The following is a 20,598-nucleotide window of genomic DNA, read 5'->3' on the forward strand; positions in this document are numbered from 1 at the left end:
CTTTAGCGCACACCTCCAAGCGGGTCTGCGATTCGGATCAGATGCTTCCTGCAGCCTGCGCATCAGGCAAGGACGGCCTTCGTCGGACTATTACGTCGATGCAGTGGGCACAGCCATTGATCTGCGAGACTCGCAGGAACACCAGATGGATAAGCTGGCTGGGCAAGGACGTGCCAGAGGTGACGAAGTGATGCAGGCCACCGATGGCCTTGGCGCCCTCCGGGGATACTTGGAACCAAACTGCGCGGGTCATGAAACGCTTTCTTCAAGTTGAGACTGGATGCGGCTGCAGGAGCAACCTGGTCTCAAGACGTTTGACGTGATCGCGTTGTGACAGTCGCAGGGGAAAGAAATGTCGCCCCAGGCCTCAGGTTCCTGGTGGCAGCGGGTTTGGCCGGGAGCTCAGGAGACGAGTGGCTTATCCTTCAACGTTGCCAACTTCACCGGATTCCGCTGGATGCGAACCCGAGAGACCTGGACATTGGTGAACTCAAATGTCTGTACGGAGTCAAGCGCACCATCGATGTAGCGCAGGAGGGACCATTCGCCATTCAGTATGGCCAGCTCAAGTCGCATAGCGTCACCGTGGCGAAGGTGCATCGCGTAGTAAAGCTGAGCGATGCGTTGAGCGCCAAACAAAGGCCTCGCCAAGCTTGGCCTGACGTCGCCAAAGTCGCCCAGCATCTCCGCTTCCTCTGCGAGCAGCCTCTTAATGCCCTCAAGGTGACCGCTCGAAATTGCTTGAACGAGTCGTCGCAACAGTTCCAGCTGAGCCACTGCTGGCATTGGCGGCGCCTTCATGCCCGCTGATTCGCGTGCGTTCTCCAGCCTTCGCTTGGCTCTATGGACAATCTGCCGGGCGGAGGCTTTGCTTCGGCCAATGGCCTCGGCTACTTGCTCGTACTCAGCGTCAAACACCTCACGCAGCAAAAACGCGGCCCGCGCTTCCGGCGACAGGCAGTCCAGAAGTAGCAAGAAGGCGATGGACACATTGTCGGCGGTCTCACACGCTTGCTCAGGCGTGGTCGGCGCCTGTTCCAGTAGCGGCTCGGGGAACCACGCGCCCGCGTACGTCGCTCTCCGCAGTTTGGCCGCCCGAAGACGGTCAATCGCCATCCGCGTGGTCACGGTCACGAGCCAAGCTTCAGCATTCAAGACTTGGGCCTGGGACGACTTCGTCTCCTCATGCCAGCGCAACCATGCGTCCTGCACCAAGTCCTCCGCCTCCTGTACGGAGGAAAGCATGCGATAGCCAATAGCCATCAACCTGGGACGCACGTTCGAGAACAGTTCGGTAGACGCGGACGACATGGCGAGCAAGTCTAGTACGAAGGTCAAGCTCCTTGGTGGGCGTGGCCATCTCTTCGGCGCGGGCTAGTTTCGGCCATCGGTCTACGACGTAGGGGGTGATGCCATACTTCATCGCTACGCTGCTCCTGTAATCAAGTCCACCTAAGTTGGGTGGACGCGATCCTTTCTGCCGTCAGCCCCGATTTCAAGATGACTTGGCCGGACGGATACCTACATCCGGCCACAACCCGACATTCGACGGCGGCGCTCAATTCGCGCACACCAAGGTACGCGGCCAGTCGTTCCTTTTTGACGAGGCGATTGACCTCTTGGGCGCTTCCCAGGGGCCGTGATGGGGGCAAGGGTCGGTGCTGCAGCAGAATCCGGCCATGAGGCCGCTCCCTGGAGGCCAGTAGTGGCCCGGCGTCTTAACTCAAGTCATATCTGGCTGTGAAACCTGCGTTATTAGAAAAAATCGCCGCTGCTCTCGACGCCCGAGGTCTTAAACGACTGGAGCCAGAGTTCTGGATTCAAGAGACCGGGCCCGACGTTCAGCTTCTTGTAGGTCTGCGATCAAGACGCGATGCGAGAGGTTTTTGGCTGGAATTTGGTCTTGGAGTCCGCTTTGATGAGATCGAGCAGGTTCTTGCGCAGACGATGGGCATCGATTTGATTGCGCAAAATGGGATGCTCGGAGCCGACCTTCGGCACTTGGTTGACCGAACTACAGCTAGCGGTTGGGGCTTTGCATCTGAAGCGGACTTCGAAACGCATGGCTTCGACACTCTCATGGAAACTTTCGATTTTGGACTTTCCAAGATGAAGGAGTACACCGACCGCGCGCGCCTTCGCCTGTTAATCGATAACGCTACATCTGGGATCTTTGAAGACCCTGTCATGTGTCGATTTCATCACTATGCTCCGATCGTCCTGTACTTGGATGGCGAGATCGCCCTCGCGTCGGAGTTCTTGTGCAAGAAGTTGCAGGAGGCAAAAGAAGAGGCCGGGTCCAAGGGCTCACCCTTTGTCGAAAGCTATACCACATTTGCCAATTCACTTCTCGCGCGGATGGCGCACTGAGCAAGTGCGATTGGAGGCTTCGCACGCGAGAGACACAAGATGGCGTGCTAAGACGTATGGGAGACATCTCACATGACACAAAACAGCGGGTTGACCTCCCGTGAAACCATCCTCCTTGAGCGTGTCCAAAAAGCACCAAACTATCGCCCCCCTCCACTTAGACGCGAGGGGGTGTTTGTGTTCGCAGTTTCTGGCGTTCTCACCGACCCCGTTATGCCCACGCTCTTCGTTAGGGTTGAGGAGGAATTTACCAAGCTGGCAGAGGCGGAAAGCCTTGTCTGCGAGACGGACTCTGTGGTGGTCTTCCCTATCATTTGCAACCCCGCCATTTACAAGCGAAACGATTTCGTCTCTTATAAGCGCCGCGAGAAAAGTGTGTTTGTTGGGATAAACATCGAACACGCCGCGTGGGTACGGGCCGGAGGATCGAAGCGCCTCACGTGGGTCAAACACTTCTTTCACTCAGTGGTTGATTCGATCAACGACGCTCATCTTGGCGGGCAAAGCCGCGTAATGCTGCACTGGCTTATCGACGATGCTGTCCGGAATGTACGTCGCGGCTTGCGGTGATGCACAAAGTCGATGCGGGCTAAGCCACCTTTCAAAGCGGGCGGTGCCCGGGCCTTGCCTAGCTGAACGTCGGCTATGAAGCAAACCGTAGGACTGCAACTAGCCCCTTCGCGAGGGTAGCGCGACCGGCTACAGTCGGCCATGAGTCGACCCAGGGTGATTGAGACCGTGAAATCGTCAGAGTTCTCTCCCGCAAATCCTCATCGAAGTTTCCGTTTGTCTATCCAGCGCTCATTTATCTGGTCTGTTGTTTTTTCCTCGTACGGAGCGCTCGCTTGCGTCGCGTGGAGTTGGATCACCGGAGCGCCAATTGGCGCAGCGGGCCTTGGCCTTTACATAGCCATTTTTGTAGGCACCCCCTGCTTGGTAGGTCACGCGGGCTACTTGTGGCGTAAGAACTTGCTGCATGGTGCGACTCGGTTCGAAGCGGCCATCTGTATCGTCTTTCCGATCTCAGTCCTGGGCCTCGGAGCTGTCGCTCTGCTCCTTGGCCGATGAGCCGGCAAGCCTCAGATGACAGAACGCGCCCCGCTTGCGCGAATACGGCAGGGTACGCCTGAGTGACTGGCCGTTGCCTTCGCCCCTTCCTGAGCGTCCGCTTTTGCGTGGGGTCAAAGACCGCTTGGGGCCCTCAAGGGTCATTCGCTCGACGACGGCGGAGCAGTACCCCAAGGTAGTACACCGCGGCACAGGTAAAGAGGCCGGCGACCAAAGACCAAACAGCACCTCCGCCAACGAGGTTCGTTCCATCCGGTGCGATGCAGCTTGATAGTGCTTGAGCGATACAGTCCTTGAACTTGTAGTAGCGCTCATAAAACGTCCACCAAAAGAATCCTGCCGCGGCGGCAAATGCGGCGAAGAGGATGGCGGGCCGGGTGATTGGGAGGAGGTTTGTAGTCATAGGCCTGGACAGCTATGTCGCACGGCACAGGAACATAGCAGAGCGCGAGCCGAAGGACTGCTTCGGAGAAACCTACACAGCCGGGATGGGCCCCAAGCAGCCACTCATCGAGCTGTCGGCACCAGCCCGCTGATAAAGAGCCTGTTATCGATCGTCAAGCTCACAAAGTTCTCTCAAAATGAGTGATGTTCGTCGTGAGTGCCTGTCACTGCGCCGCAGGGGCAGCAGTCGCGAGCGCTTTGATCACCTCGTTAGTGATGTCCACCGTGGGCGCAGCCATAACGGCATCCTGCAGTATCAGGTCGTACTTTTCCTGCTTGAAGATCTGCCGGATCGCACGGTGTGTCAGGTCCCATAGCTCGGCCTTCTGTTCGTTGAGGCGCTGAGCCACCTCTTCATTGAACTCAAGGAGCTTTCGCCTGAGGTCGCGTTCCTGATCGAGCAGTTCGCGCCGCCTGCGACCGATATCGTGTTCGGGCAGCGTGGGTCCATCCTTATCCAGTTGGTCGGCCACGGCCTTGAGGTGAGCTTCCAACTCATCCAGTTGCTTCTGTCGAGGGCGGATTTCGGCAGCCAGCTTGTCCTGCATAGCCCTGGCGGGGAGCGACAGGAGCATCGCGCGCTCGAAGTCCACGTAGCCGATCTTAAGTTGCTGAGCCAGCGCGGATGAAGGAGCCAGAGAGAGCATGCACGCCGCCGCCGCACCGGCGGCAAAGACAACCGCTTCACGGCGGGCCACCGCGCAGGCAGCCACCGCAATGGTCTGAATAAGTCTGTTCATTAGAATGCCCCTCCGACGTGGATGTGAAAGCACTGGATGTTATACGGCGCCCCATAAACAGCCGTTCCTACACGCAACGCTCAGACGTCATTGGGCAGCTCTGCAGGTTTCAAAAGCCTCTGTGTCGACTCTCTGTGAAGACGGTCACCGACCGTCCGCTTTTGGCCGCGTGCCGACGTGGTTACACGGCTAAAGCTCTTTGGGGTGTGCACGGACGTACCTCTCAACCCACTCGGCCTGCTCCGCAGTGTCAGGGATCGCCACGCCGCGAGAGCGGCTGAGCACGCGAAAAATGTCTTTGCCGAGCACGCCAAGCAAGTGAAGCAGGCAGCCAGCTACCAACCCGGTGCGGCCGATACCTGCGCGGCAATGAATGGCGACCGCCTTGCCTTGAAGGATCTCGGAGTGCAATTGATCGAGCAAGACGGACAGCTCGCGTGTTGATGTCGGCGTGCCGCGGTCAGCAATGGGGAAGGACCAGAATCTAATGCCATGTTCGGCACACAGGGAGGGTTCCGAATTGAGCTCCAGTTCGCGAACCTCGTGAGACTCGAGCAGAGAGACGACCCACTCGACTTTTGCACCGCGCCATGCCTCGACCTCTTCACGGAGCCATTCGCCACCACGTGGGCGCGGCATCAGGGCCAAGCGATGAGGATTGATGCCGCCGACCCAGCGAAGCGATGGCTCAAACATGAATGAACGCTCCAACGTGTTGTAGGGAACCGATCTGCCTCGCGAGCGTCAGCTACCAGCCGAATTTTGCCCGTCGTGGCGACCTACCGGTTTTGGCCGATTGTGCCCCTTGCCGTAGGCCAAACGTGGCCGCGAAGCTGATGTCTATCCCAGAAAAAAGCAGGTGCTGCTTGGGCGCTGCATCCAGGACAGCTGCAGTCCGGCCAGCGCATGCTGAGGCTCCCTCAACTCGATGGGAGACCATCATGGGATCAGTAAACACTGCAACCTGCCAAGTGCCCTGGAACAAGGGCAAGATCGTCGGCCAGAAGGCTCCTTTCAAGCTCAAGGACATTTGGGCGCTGCGGGTGCGGCTGCAACTGGAGGACCGAGTGCGCGATCTGGCTCTCTTCAACTTGGGCCTGGACAGCAAGCTGCGCGGCTGCGATCTTGTCAGCCTGAAGGTCAGGGACGTCTGCCACGGGGAGCAGGTTGCACCACGGGCGACGGTGATGCAGCACAAGACCCAGCGTCCGGTGCAGTTCGAGCTCACGCCTGGAACCCGAGAGGCTGTGCATGCGTGGATCCAGCGCACCGGCCTGCGATCGGACGACTTTCTGTTCCCGAGCCGAATGCGCGGCTCGCCGCACCTCGGTACCCGGCAGTACGCCCGCATTCTTGGTGGCTGGGTCAGAGAACTCGTACTGGATCCTGCCGACTACGGAACGCACTCGATGCGACGGACGAAGGCTACGCTGATCTACCGGCGGATGAGGAACCTCCGCGCGGTGCAGTTGCTGCTCGGCCACTCCAAGCTTGAATCGACCGTCAGATACCTGGGCATCGAGGTGGATGACGCCCTGGAGATCTCGGAGCAAACAGAAATCTGAGCGAGCGTCGATTGAGCAGCGCAGATCCGTCCTCCTTGCTGCGACGGTGAGGCGGATCAATGCGCTGCCGGATGGCTCGATTGCGGCGCACAGCAGACATTCAGCGGGCCGCACCGACTGACCGCAACCAGTCGAGGCTGTGTGGAAACAGCTGCATTGAAGGGGCGCGCAAGATCCGTTGGACCGGCGGACTCAGTTCCTACCGGAATTCTCGGCCGTCTCGACAAGACGCGAGTCGGCTCCTACGACTTCATCTCTGCAATCAGGGTACTTGCGCCGAGGATCTTGATTGCTCGCTTGAGGTTGTAGGCCAGAACCTGCAGATTCATCTCGGTTTTCACGTTCGGCAAGGTCTTCGTCAGGAAGTGCGTGGCCCCCATCCACGCTTTCAGGGTGCCGAACACGTGTTCGATCGTTCGTTGCCTGAACTTTGAGGCCTCGGGCGCAGCATCTAGACGTGCCTGGACCTTTTCCAGGACCTCCTCGTACTCCCATCGACTGATGCGCCTGGCTGGCGCCGGGGTGCACTGCGGCTTCAAGTGACAGCCGCCACAGTTTGATGTCCAGTACTTGCGCAACGCCTTGCCGTCCTCAATGGCGGTGAAACGGTAGATTGCGATCTCGCCCGCCGGACACCGGTACACATCCCGTCGCTTGTCATAGACGAAGTCTCGCTTGTCGAATCTGCCCTCGAACTTGCTGTTCGACGTCAAGGGCTTCGGGACAAGTGTCGCAATGCCCGCACGTTCGCACTCCAGAATCCCGTAGCCTTCGAAGTAGCCTCGATCCGCCAGCACGATTGGTTTGGGGTGTTCGATGGCCTCTTGAGCCGCCTTGGAGATGGCGGCCAGTTGGCCTCGATCGGTTACTGCGTTGGTCACCTCATGGGCGACGATCATGTGGTGTTTTGCATCGACCGCGGCCTGGACGTTGTAGCCTACGACTGCTGAGCCAAGTCGGCTGGTCGCCATCGAGCGGGCATCCGGATCGGTCAGCGAGATCTGTCGCTCTTGCGTGGACTGAAGCTGCCGCTCGATGGCAGAGATTTCACGCGTCTGTCCTTTGATCTTGGCTACCTTTTCCTGGAGGCGCGCAACACGCTCGGGGAGAACCATCGCTGGATCTCGGTCAGCTCGATCAAGTTCGGCAAGGTATCGGCCGATGCTCTGCTCGAGCTGCTGCATCCGCACCTGGAGCTTGTGCTCGTTGAAGTTCTTGTCGCGGTTGTTGACGCCCTTGAACTTGCTTCCGTCCACGGCGATGACGCCGTCGGCAAATAGCTTGAGCCGGCGGCACAAAAGAACGAACTCTCGGCACACCAGACGAATAGCGTCACCATGATCTCTGCGGAAGTCCGCGATAGTCTTGAAATCAGGGGCCAGGCGCCCGGTCAGCCACATCAACTCCACATTGCGCTGTGCCTCGCGCTCCAGGCGTCGACTGGATTGCACTTGGTTCAGATAGCCGTAGATGTAGATCTTCAACAGCACTGAGGGGTGGTACGACGGCCGCCCGGTGGCCGCAGGTTCCGCGCCTTCAAAGCCGAGCTGATAGAGCTTGAGTTCATCGACAAAGACATCGACTACGCGGATGGGGTTCTCTTCTGAGATGTAGTCGTCAAGGCACTCTGGCAGCAGCGTGGTCTGGCTTCGATCCCCTGGCTCGATGAATCGATTCATGTGGCAACCCAGTTCGTGGCGTTGTCTCAATCTAGGCGACGGTATTCACGGATTCAATGCGTTTTCACACAGCCTCAGTCTGAAGCAGCCGCCTAGCACGCACGACATTCCGTATGTCGGCTTCTGGAGCTATGCCCTGACCTATCGAAGCGTCGCCGATACCAGGTCCGCCAGTGTTGAAGCGCCTTAGGCTGGCGCCTTCGAACACCGTAAATCGATCAACGAGAGCGTGCCCACGATCGCCCCACTGGCATGCCACGTAACACGTGGGTCCCGTTTCTTCCACACTGATGCAACAGGCTCTTGTTGGGAAAAAAAGAGCGCCTTCACTGCGCCGGCACGATTCTTCGCGCCTTCACGACGTCGCCCCACATCTTCGTCTCCATGCGGCTCAGTTCGTTCAGTTCCTCCGCCGTGCTTCCCACCGTAACGGCGGACACCGCTGCGAGGCGGTCCTTAACCTCTGGCATCGAGGCCACCGACTGCCAAGCTGTCGTCAATGCCGCGACGACCTCCTGCGGCGTTCCGGCGGGCGCCCAGACCGCGTACCACGCATCGATCACGAATCCGGGAACCGTCTCCCTGACGGTCGGAACGTCGGCCATTCCCTCGACCCTGCGCAAGCCCGTCTGCGCCAAAGCGCGTACCTTACCGCTTGCCACCAACGCGGGCACCTGCGCGGCAGGGCTCATCGAGAGCTGGACCACGTTCGACATCAGGTCGGCGCTGAAATTGCCCGCATAGTTCACCGGCAGAACTTCCGCTCCCGTCTGGTAAGCAAGCAACTGCGATCCGAGATAAGCAGCTGAAGCAAATCCGGTGACACCCATCGCGAGCTTGCCGGGATGCGACTTCGCATAGGCTACGAGGTCCGGAAAGGTCTTGACCGGGACCTGGGCGTTGACCATCCAGACGAAGGGCGAAGCCGCAAATCTGGAGACGGGGGCCAATTCCTTCTGCGGGTCGTACGGCAAATTGGCGACCACGTGAGGATTCATCGTGATCGTCTGATTGAAGGCAAAAAGCAGCGTGTAGCCGTCCGGCTTTGCACGCGTCACCTTCTGAACGCCGATGACGCCGCTGGCACCCACCACGTTCTCGACCACCACCGGCTGGCCCAGTACTTCCGACAACTTCTGCGCTCCGAGCCGACCAATGATGTCAACGCCAGTGCCCGATCCGGCGGGCAGCACCAGCGTGACAGGCCTGGAGGGGTACCTCGCCTGCGAGAAGGCGACCAGGGGCACGCTGAAGCCGGCAGCGGCCAACAGGATTGCGACGTGTCGTCTTGATGCTCTCTTCATGGGTCTCTCTCGTGGTTGTTGTTGCATGTCAGGACAAGCAGCGTCTGGGCGTGCTCATTGGCTGCGGACGGCCCATGCTCAGGCTTCCAGTACCTTGGTGGCTTGCCAATGCAGCAGCCGCAAGCCGTCCTCGGCCTGGATCCAGACCGTCACGAAGGCGTTGTCCATGACCTTGGTCTGCCCGCCTACATCCAAGGTCGTTCGGGTCTTGCCGCTCAACAGAACGACAGGACCGCTGATACGAACGCATTGATCGGAGCGCTGGGCATCGACGAAGCGATATCTCGCTGCCTCGATCGACGCCAGAAAGGCGGCCTTGTCGTCGATCTTGCCGTTCGCGTGGGTATGGAGGTAGTCGTCGGCGAGCATCCGCTCGAGCGCCTCCAGGTCCTGCCGGTACAACGCTTGGTACCTGGCTTCGTCGGCTGCCAGAACCTGTGATTCGAGGGCGAGGTTCTTCATGGTCATGTGTTCTCCGCGACGACGTCATTGCTCAGCACTCCCACGCCTTCGATGTCGATCTCGAAGATGTCGCCGGGCCGCAGCGGCCCCACGCCGCCGGGCGTTCCGGTCATGATGAGGTCACCCGGCATCAAGGTGATCGACTTGCTCAGGTAGGCCACGAGCGCATCGACGCCGAAGAGCAGGTCCGACGTGTCGCAGTCCTGGACGACAGCCCCGTTCAAGCGCCCCCACATCCGGAGCTTCGAGGGATCGACTGATGTTTCGATGCACGGGCCGATCGGCGCGAAGGTGTCGAACGCCTTGCCGATGGTCATGAGCCCCATTTCCATCTCCTGCCGCTGGATCGTGCGCTCGCTCACGTCGTTTCCGCAGGTGTAGCCGAGCACGTACGCCAATGCGTCCGCGCGCGCGACGTTCCTCGCTCTGCGTCCGATCACCGCGACCAATTCGCTCTCGTAGTGAACGACCGTGCTGCCCTCGGGATAGACGATGCGCTCGCCGTGAGCGATCAAGGCGGTGTCCGGCTTCATGAAGAGCGGTGCAATCTCCGGGAGCTGGCGGCCGGTCTCGAGAATGTGGGACTTGTAGTTGAACCCCACGCCAAAGATCCGCGGATGCGCCACCGTCGGTGGCAAGAGATCGAGGCTCGCGAGCGGCCAGGTCCTCTCACCCAGTTCGATCGGCCCGTCGAAGGGCGACTCCTTCAGCGCCCGGACCGTTGCCGGCCCTTCCAGCACACCGAACTGCGGTCGGCCCGCTTCCAGAAACTTGTAGATCTTCATGCCGTCGCTCCTATGGTTGAACCTTGATGGCCAGTTTGCGAACGAACGCCAGCACGCCGTTGCAAAGCAGGACCAGGACCGTCGCCAGGACGATTCCGTAATACACCCCGACCGAGTCGCTCAGTTGCCTGGCCTCTTCGATGCCGTGTCCGATTCCCTCCTTGGCCGCGAGGTACTCGGCAACCAGTGCTGCGCTGACCGCCCATGGCAGGGCGACTTGAAGCCCCGTGAAGATGAAAGGAAGCACGCTCGGAACGACGACATGCCGTGTCAGCTGGAACGAACTGGCGCCGAGCACTCGCGCCGTCATGACCAAGCGCGCATTCACGGTGGCCAGGCCGGCGTAGGTCAGCGAGAAGACGATGAACAGGACCGTCAGTGCGACCAGCATCACCTTGGGCACCCAGCCGGTCCCGAACCAGAGCACGAGCAAGGGAACCAGGCCCAGCTTCGGAATGCTCATGACGGCCGTGATGAACGGTTGCATCAGCATGTCGAGCCGCGGGGCGAGCCTGAGCATGCATGCGACGGCGCATCCGCACACGGAGCCGATGGAAGTGCCCGTCAGCAGCAACTGGCTGGTAGCGGCAAGGTCGGCAAAGAGCCTCCCTGCCAGCAGCTCTGTCCAGATCCGCCCGGCAACCTGCCCCATGCCTGGCACCCAGTAATCGCCAACCCAACTGCTCGCGAACGCCCACAGCGACGCGAAAGCGACGAGGCCCAGCGCTTTTGCAAGAAGCATCTCTTGCTTCGTCATGGGTGGCCGGCGCTTCGCAAACAATTGCGAACGGCGTCGTAGTGCCCCGCGAACGTCGGTGCCTTGAAGATCAGCTCCGGGTCGCGCGGACGATCGATGTCGATGCGGCGCTCCAGCACGACTTGCCCGGGAGAACCCGACAGCACGATGATGCGATCGCCGAGCGCGATGGCTTCGTTGATGTCGTGCGTGACGAACAGAATCGTCTTCTTCTCGGACGCCCACAGCTCGAGCAAGTCGGATTGCAATTGCGCCCGCGTCTCGGCATCGAGCGCGCCGAAGGGCTCGTCCATCAGGACGACCGGCGGGTTGTAGGCGAGCGTGCGGGCCAGGGAGGCGCGCTTGCGCATGCCGCCCGACAGCTGATGCGGGTAGTGCTTCGTCCACTGCGACAGGCCGACCTGGTCGATCAACCGTCGCACCCGATCGACATCCGATGGCGAAGGCTTGCCGACCAGCGTGAGCGGGAACATCACGTTGTCCCACACGGTGCGCCAGGGCAGCAGGTTGTCGTCCTGGGTGACGTAGCCGATCTGGCGGCTGCTGCCGGGGTTGGGCGGCATCTCGGCGCCGCCCACGACTTTCCCTCGAAAGGCGATCTGACCTGCAGAAGGCTGCAGCGTCTGGGCCACCAGGTTCAGAAGCGTCGATTTGCCAGCGCCCGACGAGCCCATGACGGTCACGAACTCACCCTCCCGGACGCTCAGGTCCAGGTCGCGCAGGATCCAGCGGCGTTCGTCGACATCGTGCGTGCCGTACGAGATTCCCAGCCGCCGCAACTGCAGCAGCACGTCGGCCAGGGCTCTTTCGGGGATGTCTCTTTTCATGGTCATGCTCCGACGGTGTGCGCACCTTGCGACGGGCTGGTTTGCCACCTCAGCAGTCGCTTCTGGATCAGCGACAGGACGGCGCTCACCGAAAGAACGATGAGCATCACGGTCACGAGCGCCACGAACACCAGGGTGGTGTCGAAATCAGTGGCGCCGAACTGCGCCAGGTAACCGAGGCCGCGGTTCGACGAAATGATTTCTCCGACGATGGCACCAGCGATGGCATAGGGAACGGCCACGCGCAGGCCGCCGAACACGTACGGGACGACGGCAGGCCAGACCACATGCCTGAGCAACTGCGATTCAGAGGCACCGAAAACACGCGTCGACAGCAAGAGCTTCTGATCGACAGCGTCGACCCCGTCCAGCGTGCTATAGAAGACGATGAAGAAGATGGCTGCCGCCACCAAGGCGACCTTCGCCCCAGGCCCGACCCCGAGCCACAGGATGAACAGAGGCACGAGCGCCGTTTTGGGAATGGCATACCCTATGGCGGCGACGCCCAGGAATGCCGCGCGCGAGAAGGGATGCCGACGAAGTGCCATCGCGACCGCGCAGCCAGGTATCGCACCGAGGAGGAAACCGCCCAATGCCTCGCCGAGCGTGAACCGCCCATGAAACCAGAGGTCGCCGTTCAGCATCAGCATCCAGATTCTTTCCAGGACTAGCCACGGCGAGCTGATCCAGTAGGCCCCGCGGAGCCGGCCCACGGCCTCCCACGCGATCAGGACCGCGCAGGCCAGAACGATCCTGTCCGTCCAAAGGCGACGACGATTCACTTTGGCTCCACCTATTTGCCGGAGCCGACGAAGTCGTCGGTGTAGAGGCTCTTGGCGAGCGCCTTGAGTGCTGCCTTGTCATCCTGCGGACCGAACATCACGTCCACGGTGTGCTCGAAAGCTTTTCCCATCGGCATCGATCGCGCCGGGGTGTTGCGTTGAAAACTCTCGAACGCCTGCTTCAGAAGCTCGGGGTCCATCTTCTCGAAGCGCTTGGATAGCAACGCCAGTGCCTTCTGGGGCTCAGCAGTGATGAGCGCGAGACTCCGGTCGAGCGCGCCGACCATGTGGCGGCAGGTGGCGGCGGCGCTGCGGCAGAAGCCGTCGCGGGCGACCAGCACGTTGTAGGTTGTCGGATTCACCTCGGGGAAATCGCCTCTGGGCCCGCTGATCCAGAGATGGGCGCCTCGCCGCACGGCTTCCAGCGTGAAGGGGCTGGAAAAGACAAAACCGTCGACCTCCTTCTTCTGCAAGGCTGCGTCCATTCCGGGCGGCGCAATGAAGACCAGGCGGATGTCCCTGTCGGCATCGATGCTCGCCTGTCGGGCGACGAATCGCAGATAGGCATGCGGCAGACCATTGGCGGCATCCACGGCCAGCGTCAGGCCCTTGAGTGCGCGGGCCCTGTCCATCGGTGTCTTGGCGGAGGCCAGGCGTTCGGCCGTTGCCGCCGACAGCACGATCTCGGTGGTCGCATTTTCCTGGAGGCCGGCGATTGCCAGCGTCTTCTGGCCGCGCTGGGCCGCGCGCAGTTGAATGAGTCCGGCGATCGTGGTGAAGTCGCTGCTGCCGCCGATCAGCGCATTGAGCGCCGCAGGGCCCGCCAACTGGCTGATCTCGACATCGAGGCCTGCATCCTTGAAATAGCCGGCATCCTGAGCGATGTAGACCGGCGCGAAAAGGATGGAGACAGCGGGAAGCACCAGTTTTGCCTTCGCGGGTTGGGCGGTCGCGGCCAGCGCTGCCGCGGCCATGACCACGCCGATGGCGGCGTCCCTCAGATACTTGTTGAGCATGCCTTGTCTCCTTGTTCGAATGGCTTACAGGATGGAATCGGGCCGTCGCATCAACTCGACTTCGGGAACGCCATCGCGCAGCTTCTGCAACATCTCGTCCGCGTCGAACTCGATCCCGATGGGGTTGCGCTTGAACGCTTCGCTCCCGAGCCAGGCATTGGTTGCCTTGGCATCGGGGAAGCTGTCCACCTGCAGCTCGATCTGATTGCCCTCGGGGTCCGCGTAGTAGAAGGAGACCGTGGGCCCGTGATTGATCGACCGATGGGGAACGATCCCGAGTTGTCGAAGGCGCACGAAGTTGTCGAGCAGGTCGGCCAGCGAGTCGTAGGCGAAGGCCGTGTGGAAGTAGCCGGCGCGGACCGTCCCATCCTGCGGCGGATAGTCTTGAAGTCCGATCAACGCGATCCGATGGTGCTCATCGTCGTAGGTCAGAAATGCGACCTTGTCGGAGGCGTGGGCGACATGCGCCCCGAGAACCTTGCAATACCAATCGATGAGCTCGCTCAGGTGGTTGGTACGCAATGCGATGTGGGCCAATCGCCGCGGCGATTTCGTGGCGACTGCAGGGGTTGATTTCACGCGTGTACCTCCGGATGTTGTGACTCAGACTCTGCCGCCCGCTTGTCTGCTTTCGACGCGAAAGCGCCGATCACTTGCGCCATCGTTCGGTCGGGATGGGGCATGGCGTCTTTGGCGCGCCATGCGACATGGCCATCGGGACGTACGAGAACGGCACCGCGCGGTGAGATTTCGTAGAGGTCATGGAAAGCGCCCAGGTGGTCCAGCAGGTCGCGATGCGCACCCACGACGAAAGCCTGTGACCGAATGCCGGCCTTGGAGGCAGCCCTTGCGAACGCTTGGACCCAGGGCTGCGCATCGCGGCCAGCGAGAAGGGTGAAGCGCAGATCCTTGAACAGATCCACCGTCGAGATCGTGGGTCCGCCTTCGGGCAGCTTCAGCCAGCAGTGCGGTGCGCGCCCGCCTGGTGCGGCGGTCGCATCATAGGTATTGACGTCGCGGGGCTGCGCCGGATTTCCTTCATCGAAGACCAAAGGCGACCGGTAGGCGTAGCCGAACGTCTGTCCGTAGTATTCGAAGTGTTCCCGTTGGCCCGGGATCGCATCGCGCATGTGCGAGATGTCGTCTTCGCAGAAGTCTTCATGCGTCTTCATGATGCCGCCCAACCCCGCGGATTCCATGCGTCGCGCGTTGCGCACGCTTTGCGCCACGTTGAACCGGATCACGGGCAGGCGCTCGGCTTCGTAGGAGTCGAGGATGTCTTCGTCGGCCACGCCCTGGAGGACCAGCGCGAGTTTCCAGCACAGGTTGTGGACATCGCCGATCGCCGTGTTCATGCCCTGTCCGCCGGTGGGTGGCAAGGGATGCGCGGCGTCGCCTGCAAGGAAGATTCTTCCGACGCGCAACTTCTCCGCGATGCGCGCTTGCATTCGCCATGCGCGAACGTCCTTGACCTGCAGTCGAAGGTCCTCCACGCCGATGGCGGATTTCACAATGTCGGCGCAACGCTCGGGGGTGAAGTCTTCTGGCGTGTTTTTGGTGGCGTCGTAGCCGAAGTTGTAGGTCCAGCGGTTGCGACCGTCCAACGCGATCATCACGCCGACGGTCGCAGGGTTGTAGATCCACCAAAGCAGGTTGGGACGATTCACCACCCACGGCCACAGGTCTGCCTCGAAGTAGACGCCGATCTGATGGCCGAGCGCCGCGTCGCCGCCTAGAGGAACGCCCAGCTGCTCGCGAATCGCGCCGCGTGCGCCGTCGGCTGCGATCGCGTAGCGTGCGCGAACGATACGCGTCGCCCCATCGCCTGTAGTGATCTTCGCCGAGACACCCTGCTCATCCTGCTCGAGGTCTTCCAGCAGGGTCCCGAACATGACATCGACACTGGCCTGATCGTCCGCGGCGCGTCGCAGAACCGGCTCGAGCGCGTCCTGGGGGCAGGATGTCTTCGCGCTCGGGCCATAGGTTTCGAAGAGTCGATTCCGCTGCCGATCGGCACAGGTTCGGATCTCGCCGATCACCTCGCCGACAACGGACCGCACGAAGATGATGCCCTGGTTCCGATCGTGCGGAATACCGCGGGCGCGAACCGCATCCTCCAGCCCCCAAGTTCTGAAGATCTCCATCGTCCTCGCGCTGACCACGTGGCCGCGCGGATGAAAGCTTGTCGATGGATGTTTTTCGACGAGAAGCGTGCGTACCCCACAGCGTCCCAGCGCGATGGCCGCTGCCAACCCGCAGGGGCCGCCGCCCACGATCAGAACCTCGTAGCTGGGGGCAGCCGCGTCTCCCGATTGCTTCACCATGATTTGAATCCGCTTCTTTCATTGATTGACTATCAGTCAGTCTAAGATGGAGATGGCAAACCGCAGTTGCTGGTTTTCCCTGAGGCTCGCGAAGCCCTTGTGCACGAGCAGACATATGATCGAAACGATGACTGACACTGCGATTTCTCACGTTCGCCCCCACGGGGAAACGCCCGAGCGGCAGCCTTCGGGTAAGCAACGAATCCTGGAAACGGCGGAGCGTCTTTTTGCGACCCGAGGGTTTCTGGACGTCTCGGCCGCAGAGATTGTTCGCGAGGCGGGCGTCGCTCACGGTCTGCTCTTTCATCACTTCGGATCGATGGAAGGTCTGTATGCCGAGGTCAGCAGGGCGGCGGCGCAGCAGATGAACGAAGCGCAGCAGCATTCGTTTCGCGGCCGGACTGCGCGTGACCGGATCGCATCGTTCTTGCGCGCGCATCTGAAGGCCGTCAAAAGTCGGCAGGGCGACGCGCTTTTCAGGGCCCGCTCTCACAACCTCGCGATCAATGCCGATGTCGCCGACATCTGGGAGGCTTCGCGTCAGCAAGCAATCGGTCGAATATGCGAGGTCTTGGGAATACCCGAACCCACTAAGAAGGTTCGAGCGTGCCTGCGAGCCTGGATTGGATTTCACGACCAGCTCGTCCTGGCCTGGCTTGCCGATCGCTCAGTGAGCGAATCTGAAGTTTTGGAGTTGACGCTTCGTCAGCTTGGCCACTTGGCTTCCGAGGTGCTGTCCGTAGACCTCGATCGGACTGCCTGAGGCCGCCCGCCCGACACCTCGATCTGCGCCTGCGCGATGCATCCTCGGGCCAACGTGGTCCGCGCTCCCAATCTGCGAAGGCGCGTCAGTCCAGCTTGATGTTGGCTTGCCTGATCACCCTGCCCCACATCTGCCGGTCGGCATGGATGAAGGCGGCGAACTCTTCTGGCGTGTCGCATCGCAATTCGCCGCCGTACTCGCGCCACTTCTTTGCCAGTTCCTCGGACTGACAAGCCTTCCGCATGGCGGCGCTGAGCTTCTCAAGGATGGGTTTCGGCGTGCCGGCCGGCGCGAGGATGCCCTGCCAGGCGATCGGGGCGTAGTCTGGCAGTCCTGTTTCTGCGAAGGTGGGCACGTCCGGAAAACTTGCATGCCGCTTGTTGCCGGTAATGGCCAGCAGTTTCAGGCGGCCTGCGCGGATGCTCCCGGCGGCAGCGGGCAGGCCATCGAACATCGCCTGCACCTGTCCCGCGATCAGGTCGGTGTAAGGGCTGCTGCTGTTGTAGGGCACCAGGTTGGTCTTCACACCCGCAGCATTGTTGAACCACACGGCCGACAGGTGCGAATAGCTGCCGATGCCCGCGGTTGCGACCGCCACCGAATCGGGCTTGGCCTTGAGTGCCGCGATGAGTGCACGCGCATCTTTCGCCTCGACGCCGGGCGTGGCGATGAGCCCCGTGTTCAGCACGCCCAGCAGGCTGACCGGCGCGAAATCCTTCTCGGCGTTGAAGGGCAGCTTCGAGTACAGGTGGGGCACCACCGACAGCGAACTGGTCGTGCCGATGTACAGCGAGTAGCCGCCGGCCGGCGCCTTGGCGGCCACCTCGGTGCCGATGATGTTCGAGGCACCAGGCCGGTTTTCCACATAGAAGGTCTGGCCCAGGATCTTCGTGAGTTCGGCGGCGATCTCGCGCGCATTCGCATCGGGCCCGCTGCCCGCAGGAAAGGGGGCAATAGATTGCGCACATCTCGGCCTTCATGCCGCTGGCCGCGGGCGACGTGATCGTCACCGGCACGCCCGGCGGCGTGGGCGCCAAGCATACGCCGCCCGTGTGGATGAAGGCGGGAGACATCGTCGAAGTGGAAGTCGACGCGATCGGTAAGCTGCGCAATGGAGTGCGTGCGGAATGAGGCTGGCGGGAAACATTTGAATGGCAGCAACAGCTAACGATGCTGAAAGACAGCTGGTGGGCCAACTGACGATACCCAAAGGCACGGAAACACCCCTCTATCGGCGACTGAGAGCGCAGTGCAAACGGTAGGAACACGCTGCGCCTAGGTCGGCACTTCGACCCTGCGAACGGCAGGTATGCAGCGATTGCCGGCATCCCTCGGCCTCACGCGAGTGGGCACTATCGGCCAGGACCCGACATTGAAAACCGACACCGATGTCGGTCTTCATTCAAAGGGAACCGCTGTCTTTTTGAAATCAAAGACATACGCCCGCACCGATCATTCAAAGTGGAACTCGTGTTTCACTCAAATGGAATCCCTGGGATTTGCATCACTGGTTTGGAATTTTCGGCCGGCGTATTAGATCAAGGCGTGGCTGGCGACTCGCCCGCGCTGGCACGTGCACTTCCATTCCGACCTACAGCTCCTGACTTAATCGGGTCGAATGTTTATTCGCCCTCATCACCGACAAGAGCCCCCCACCGCGGCTCATTCTCCAGCGTCAAGCAGCTCGTGCAACGCATCGAGCTCTCACCACCGCTTACAACCCCCGATGCCAGCCCTTCGAGTGGACCGCCATCGCCGTTCGGTCCTTGAAAAGCTACATCGACTTTGCTCACGTATCAACGGGACCGCGCACTAGCGTGCGAGGAGCCTCGAAGCGGATTCAGCGAATGACGAATGCCACATTGGCCAACACATAGCCGACGGGCAAGAACACGCCGCCTCCCACGTATTGCAACTCCAGCGAGTCCTGCGGCCCTCCGGAAATCGACCCGGCCGTCCCGAGGGTGGTCGAAGTGCGGCGCGTGCCGAGTTGGATAACTGAGCCCGCCTTGGCAACGGCCACCTTCACGCCGTCGGCGCTGCTCGCGACCGCAGTCCAGGCACCGGCGTCGCTGGTCGCGCGCCAGATCTGGCCGCTGTCGCTGGACTCGTAGAGGCGGCCGCCGCTGGTGGCGGCCACGACGTAGCGGCCGTCGGCGGACGTGGCGATGCCTCGCCAGTCCCGGTTGACGCTCTGCACTCCCCAAGTGGTACCCGAATCGGTGGAAACCCAGATGGCGCCCGTGTCCGCGGTGGCGTACAGGATGCTGCCGTCGGCCGACGCCGCGGCTGACCACCAGAACTGGCCGCTCGCGCGCGGGGTCCAGCTCACGCCATAGTCTGTCGAGACATACAGCTGGGCGCCATTGGTGGCCGCCACCAGAACCCGGCCATCGGCCGAAGAGGCCACGGCGCGCCAGGCGCGGTTCGAATCACGCGCCGTCCAGCTGCTGCCGCCGTCCGACGAAGTCCAGATCTGCCCGAGGTAGGCAGTCGCGACCAGGCGCGACCCGTCGGCGGAACTGGCCACCGCGCTCCAGGCTCGGGACGATCCGTCGTTGGACCACGTGCCGCCGCCATCGGTCGAGCGGAAAATCGCACCGCCGTTGGTTACGGCGACCAGCGCAAGTCCATCGCTGGAAGAAGCGACGCCACTCCAGACCTGTCCAGTGAGGCGCAGGACCCAGTTCGCGCCGGAATCGCTCGAGGTATACAGCTCTCCGCTGGTGGACACTGCCGACAGACGGGTGGCATCGGCGGACGAGGCCAGGCCGCTCCAGCTACCGGTGGGCGCCGCCGAGCGCCAGTCCAAGTCCGTTCCGCCGGGCAGGCCGCGCGTTTCGATTCGCTGCCCTGCGTTCTGCGCGATGGTCCACCCGCCGCTGCCCACCCCCACCACCTTGATCCAATCGCCCACTGTGGGCGCGGGCGGCAGCGTCAGCGTGACGCCGGCGCTCGCATTCGCCTGATAGCCGGTGTTCGACTCGGTCTGGACACTCGAGGCGGTGACGCTGACCCAGCGCGTGTCGGCTGGCGCGGCCGCGCACACGTAGGCCGTGGCCGTGACTTCTGCGGCATCGAGCACGCCGTTGGCGTTCAGGTCCAGCCCGGACTGCACCCGTTGACCGCCATAGGCGCAGGTGCCGCCCGGTGCTTCGGCGGCGAATGCGAGCAGGCTGTCGCGGCCATTCGACCCCGCAGCGCCTGTCGCACCCGGCTTACCGCCGCAGACGTAGGCCGAGCTGGTCACCTCCGCATCCTCAAGGACGTCATTGCGGTTCAGGTCCTTGCCGGCCAGCACCTGCGAGCCGCCATGTGCGCAATTGCTGCCGGCGGGCTCGGCCCGCATGCGCACCAGCGTGCTGAGGCCATCCACCGCAGCGGTGGCGTTGCAGATGTACTGGGTGGACGTGACTTCGCTGTCCGCGAGCACGTGATTGTTGTCGGCGTCCAGGCCGGCCTCGACGCGTGCGCCGCCCAAGGTGCAGTTGACGCCGACCGCCTCCGGCTTGACGCGCATCAGCACAGTGGATTCGCCGGATGGGCTGGATGGGCCGGCGGGCGCCGGCGCGGCGGGCTGCTGCGCGGGGGGAACGAAGAATGCCGGGTTACCCGCACCACCTCCACCTCCGCCGCAGGCGAACAGTGCCAGAGAGGCGGTCAGCCCTGCGGCTAGACGGGCATTGCGAATGATGTGGCAGGCGGGTCTGGA

19 protein-coding genes and 3 pseudogenes are annotated in these 20,598 nt (G+C 61.8%); 6 read left to right on the forward strand and 16 right to left on the reverse strand.

The annotated features are described in order from the left end of the window. Nucleotides 1–91 precede the first annotated feature (91 nt). Both J2W23_RS28760 and J2W23_RS28765 read right to left on the reverse strand, forming a co-directional pair. Nucleotides 92–253, reverse strand: a pseudogene (locus tag J2W23_RS28760) (carboxymuconolactone decarboxylase family protein); the annotation flags it as partial. Nucleotides 254–402: 149 nt separating this feature from the next. Next, nucleotides 403–1,338 carry a sigma-70 family RNA polymerase sigma factor gene (locus J2W23_RS28765; RefSeq protein ID WP_307651175.1) on the reverse strand — a complete coding sequence of 312 codons (936 nt, stop codon included), beginning with the start codon at nucleotides 1,336–1,338 and terminating at the stop codon, nucleotides 403–405. Between the two features lie 402 nt (nucleotides 1,339–1,740). Between J2W23_RS28765 and J2W23_RS28770 the strand changes: the two genes are divergently transcribed. After that, complete coding sequence (locus J2W23_RS28770; protein WP_307651176.1) at nucleotides 1,741–2,370, forward strand: hypothetical protein; 630 nt, start codon at nucleotides 1,741–1,743, stop codon at nucleotides 2,368–2,370. A 72-nt stretch (nucleotides 2,371–2,442) separates the two neighbouring features. Next, nucleotides 2,443–2,940 (forward strand): hypothetical protein, encoded by a 498-nt coding sequence (locus J2W23_RS28775; protein WP_307651177.1) that lies wholly within the window; start codon nucleotides 2,443–2,445, stop codon nucleotides 2,938–2,940. 1,106 nt (nucleotides 2,941–4,046) lie between these two features. Here J2W23_RS28775 and J2W23_RS28780 read toward each other — a convergent pair. Together J2W23_RS28780 and J2W23_RS28785 are read right to left on the reverse strand one after the other, a co-directional pair. Next, the gene (locus tag J2W23_RS28780; protein ID WP_307651178.1) at nucleotides 4,047–4,622 is read right to left on the reverse strand and encodes an OmpH family outer membrane protein; all 576 of its coding nucleotides are present in this window, start codon (nucleotides 4,620–4,622) and stop codon (nucleotides 4,047–4,049) included. A gap of 189 nt (nucleotides 4,623–4,811) precedes the next feature. Further along, nucleotides 4,812–5,318 carry a phosphatase domain-containing protein gene (locus J2W23_RS28785; RefSeq protein ID WP_307651179.1) on the reverse strand — a complete coding sequence of 169 codons (507 nt, stop codon included), beginning with the start codon at nucleotides 5,316–5,318 and terminating at the stop codon, nucleotides 4,812–4,814. Nucleotides 5,319–5,563: 245 nt separating this feature from the next. On the opposite strand from J2W23_RS28785, the gene J2W23_RS28790 reads away from it, so the two are divergent. Next, a complete protein-coding gene (locus tag J2W23_RS28790) occupies nucleotides 5,564–6,187 on the forward strand; it encodes a tyrosine-type recombinase/integrase (RefSeq protein ID WP_307651180.1) in 624 nt (207 codons plus the stop codon). 242 nt (nucleotides 6,188–6,429) lie between these two features. On the opposite strand, the gene J2W23_RS28795 is transcribed toward J2W23_RS28790, so the two are convergent. The 10 genes from J2W23_RS28795 to J2W23_RS28840 form a co-directional block, all read right to left on the reverse strand. After that, nucleotides 6,430–7,866, reverse strand: coding sequence for an IS1182 family transposase (locus J2W23_RS28795; RefSeq protein WP_307651181.1), 1,437 nt, complete (start codon nucleotides 7,864–7,866; stop codon nucleotides 6,430–6,432). 326 nt (nucleotides 7,867–8,192) lie between these two features. Continuing rightward, a complete protein-coding gene (locus tag J2W23_RS28800; RefSeq protein ID WP_176656915.1) occupies nucleotides 8,193–9,170 on the reverse strand; it encodes a Bug family tripartite tricarboxylate transporter substrate binding protein in 978 nt (325 codons plus the stop codon). Between the two features lie 78 nt (nucleotides 9,171–9,248). Then, a complete protein-coding gene (locus tag J2W23_RS28805) occupies nucleotides 9,249–9,638 on the reverse strand; it encodes a nuclear transport factor 2 family protein (RefSeq protein ID WP_176656914.1) in 390 nt (129 codons plus the stop codon). After that, nucleotides 9,635–10,417 carry a fumarylacetoacetate hydrolase family protein gene (locus tag J2W23_RS28810; protein WP_176656913.1) on the reverse strand — a complete coding sequence of 261 codons (783 nt, stop codon included), beginning with the start codon at nucleotides 10,415–10,417 and terminating at the stop codon, nucleotides 9,635–9,637. The genes J2W23_RS28805 and J2W23_RS28810 overlap by 4 nt, the downstream gene beginning before the upstream one ends. A 10-nt stretch (nucleotides 10,418–10,427) precedes the next feature. After that, nucleotides 10,428–11,174: an ABC transporter permease gene (locus J2W23_RS28815; RefSeq protein ID WP_176656912.1), complete on the reverse strand. Its 747-nt coding sequence runs from the start codon at nucleotides 11,172–11,174 to the stop codon at nucleotides 10,428–10,430. Continuing rightward, nucleotides 11,171–12,001 carry an ABC transporter ATP-binding protein gene (locus J2W23_RS28820; RefSeq protein ID WP_307651182.1) on the reverse strand — a complete coding sequence of 277 codons (831 nt, stop codon included), beginning with the start codon at nucleotides 11,999–12,001 and terminating at the stop codon, nucleotides 11,171–11,173. The genes J2W23_RS28815 and J2W23_RS28820 overlap by 4 nt, the downstream gene beginning before the upstream one ends. A gap of 2 nt (nucleotides 12,002–12,003) precedes the next feature. Continuing rightward, nucleotides 12,004–12,651: an ABC transporter permease gene (locus tag J2W23_RS28825; RefSeq protein ID WP_307651183.1), complete on the reverse strand. Its 648-nt coding sequence runs from the start codon at nucleotides 12,649–12,651 to the stop codon at nucleotides 12,004–12,006. Between the two features lie 143 nt (nucleotides 12,652–12,794). Continuing rightward, nucleotides 12,795–13,799 (reverse strand): ABC transporter substrate-binding protein, encoded by a 1,005-nt coding sequence (locus J2W23_RS28830; protein WP_307651184.1) that lies wholly within the window; start codon nucleotides 13,797–13,799, stop codon nucleotides 12,795–12,797. Nucleotides 13,800–13,823: 24 nt separating this feature from the next. Continuing rightward, nucleotides 13,824–14,378, reverse strand: coding sequence for a VOC family protein (locus tag J2W23_RS28835; RefSeq protein WP_307651185.1), 555 nt, complete (start codon nucleotides 14,376–14,378; stop codon nucleotides 13,824–13,826). Continuing rightward, nucleotides 14,375–16,123, reverse strand: a complete 1,749-nt coding sequence (locus J2W23_RS28840) for an FAD-dependent monooxygenase (RefSeq protein ID WP_307651186.1) — start codon at nucleotides 16,121–16,123, stop codon at nucleotides 14,375–14,377. Before J2W23_RS28840 ends, J2W23_RS28835 begins: the two co-directional genes overlap by 4 nt. Nucleotides 16,124–16,238: 115 nt before the next feature. Between J2W23_RS28840 and J2W23_RS28845 the strand changes: the two genes are divergently transcribed. Then, on the forward strand, nucleotides 16,239–16,886 hold the full coding sequence (locus tag J2W23_RS28845; protein ID WP_176656906.1) for a TetR/AcrR family transcriptional regulator: 648 nt from the start codon (nucleotides 16,239–16,241) through the stop codon (nucleotides 16,884–16,886). 85 nt (nucleotides 16,887–16,971) lie between these two features. On the opposite strand, the gene J2W23_RS28850 is transcribed toward J2W23_RS28845, so the two are convergent. Beyond that, nucleotides 16,972–17,841 (reverse strand): Bug family tripartite tricarboxylate transporter substrate binding protein, encoded by an 870-nt coding sequence (locus J2W23_RS28850; protein ID WP_307651250.1) that lies wholly within the window; start codon nucleotides 17,839–17,841, stop codon nucleotides 16,972–16,974. 2 nt (nucleotides 17,842–17,843) lie between these two features. Between J2W23_RS28850 and J2W23_RS28855 the strand changes: the two are divergent. After that, nucleotides 17,844–18,017, forward strand: a pseudogene (locus J2W23_RS28855) (fumarylacetoacetate hydrolase family protein); the annotation flags it as partial. Nucleotides 18,018–18,423: 406 nt separating this feature from the next. Beyond that, nucleotides 18,424–18,702, forward strand: a pseudogene (locus J2W23_RS28860) (IS630 family transposase); the annotation flags it as partial. 24 nt (nucleotides 18,703–18,726) lie between these two features. On the opposite strand, the gene J2W23_RS28865 reads toward J2W23_RS28860, so the two are convergent. Further along, nucleotides 18,727–20,406 (reverse strand): DUF7151 family protein, encoded by a 1,680-nt coding sequence (locus J2W23_RS28865; protein WP_307651187.1) that lies wholly within the window; start codon nucleotides 20,404–20,406, stop codon nucleotides 18,727–18,729. Between the last annotated feature and the right edge of the window lie 192 nt (nucleotides 20,407–20,598).

The sequence above is a fragment of the Variovorax boronicumulans genome, assembly GCF_030812215.1.
Taxonomy (GTDB): Bacteria; Pseudomonadota; Gammaproteobacteria; order Burkholderiales; family Burkholderiaceae_C; genus Variovorax; species Variovorax boronicumulans_C.

Excerpts from the sequence above, each read along its gene's own strand:
- J2W23_RS28775 (WP_307651177.1), top strand. The coding sequence starts at position 2,443 with ATGACACAAAACAGCGGGTTGACCTCCCGTGAAACCATCCTCCTTGAG.
- J2W23_RS28780 (WP_307651178.1), bottom strand. The coding sequence starts at position 4,622 with ATGAACAGACTTATTCAGACCATTGCGGTGGCTGCCTGCGCGGTGGCC.
- J2W23_RS28785 (WP_307651179.1), bottom strand. The coding sequence starts at position 5,318 with ATGTTTGAGCCATCGCTTCGCTGGGTCGGCGGCATCAATCCTCATCGC.
- J2W23_RS28790 (WP_307651180.1), top strand. The coding sequence starts at position 5,564 with ATGGGATCAGTAAACACTGCAACCTGCCAAGTGCCCTGGAACAAGGGC.
- J2W23_RS28795 (WP_307651181.1), bottom strand. The coding sequence starts at position 7,866 with ATGAATCGATTCATCGAGCCAGGGGATCGAAGCCAGACCACGCTGCTG.
- J2W23_RS28800 (WP_176656915.1), bottom strand. The coding sequence starts at position 9,170 with ATGAAGAGAGCATCAAGACGACACGTCGCAATCCTGTTGGCCGCTGCC.
- J2W23_RS28805 (WP_176656914.1), bottom strand. The coding sequence starts at position 9,638 with ATGACCATGAAGAACCTCGCCCTCGAATCACAGGTTCTGGCAGCCGAC.
- J2W23_RS28810 (WP_176656913.1), bottom strand. The coding sequence starts at position 10,417 with ATGAAGATCTACAAGTTTCTGGAAGCGGGCCGACCGCAGTTCGGTGTG.
- J2W23_RS28815 (WP_176656912.1), bottom strand. The coding sequence starts at position 11,174 with ATGACGAAGCAAGAGATGCTTCTTGCAAAAGCGCTGGGCCTCGTCGCT.
- J2W23_RS28820 (WP_307651182.1), bottom strand. The coding sequence starts at position 12,001 with ATGAAAAGAGACATCCCCGAAAGAGCCCTGGCCGACGTGCTGCTGCAG.
- J2W23_RS28825 (WP_307651183.1), bottom strand. The coding sequence starts at position 12,651 with ATGCTGATGCTGAACGGCGACCTCTGGTTTCATGGGCGGTTCACGCTC.
- J2W23_RS28830 (WP_307651184.1), bottom strand. The coding sequence starts at position 13,799 with ATGCTCAACAAGTATCTGAGGGACGCCGCCATCGGCGTGGTCATGGCC.
- J2W23_RS28840 (WP_307651186.1), bottom strand. The coding sequence starts at position 16,123 with ATGGTGAAGCAATCGGGAGACGCGGCTGCCCCCAGCTACGAGGTTCTG.
- J2W23_RS28845 (WP_176656906.1), top strand. The coding sequence starts at position 16,239 with ATGATCGAAACGATGACTGACACTGCGATTTCTCACGTTCGCCCCCAC.
- J2W23_RS28865 (WP_307651187.1), bottom strand. The coding sequence starts at position 20,406 with ATGCGCGTCAAGCCGGAGGCGGTCGGCGTCAACTGCACCTTGGGCGGC.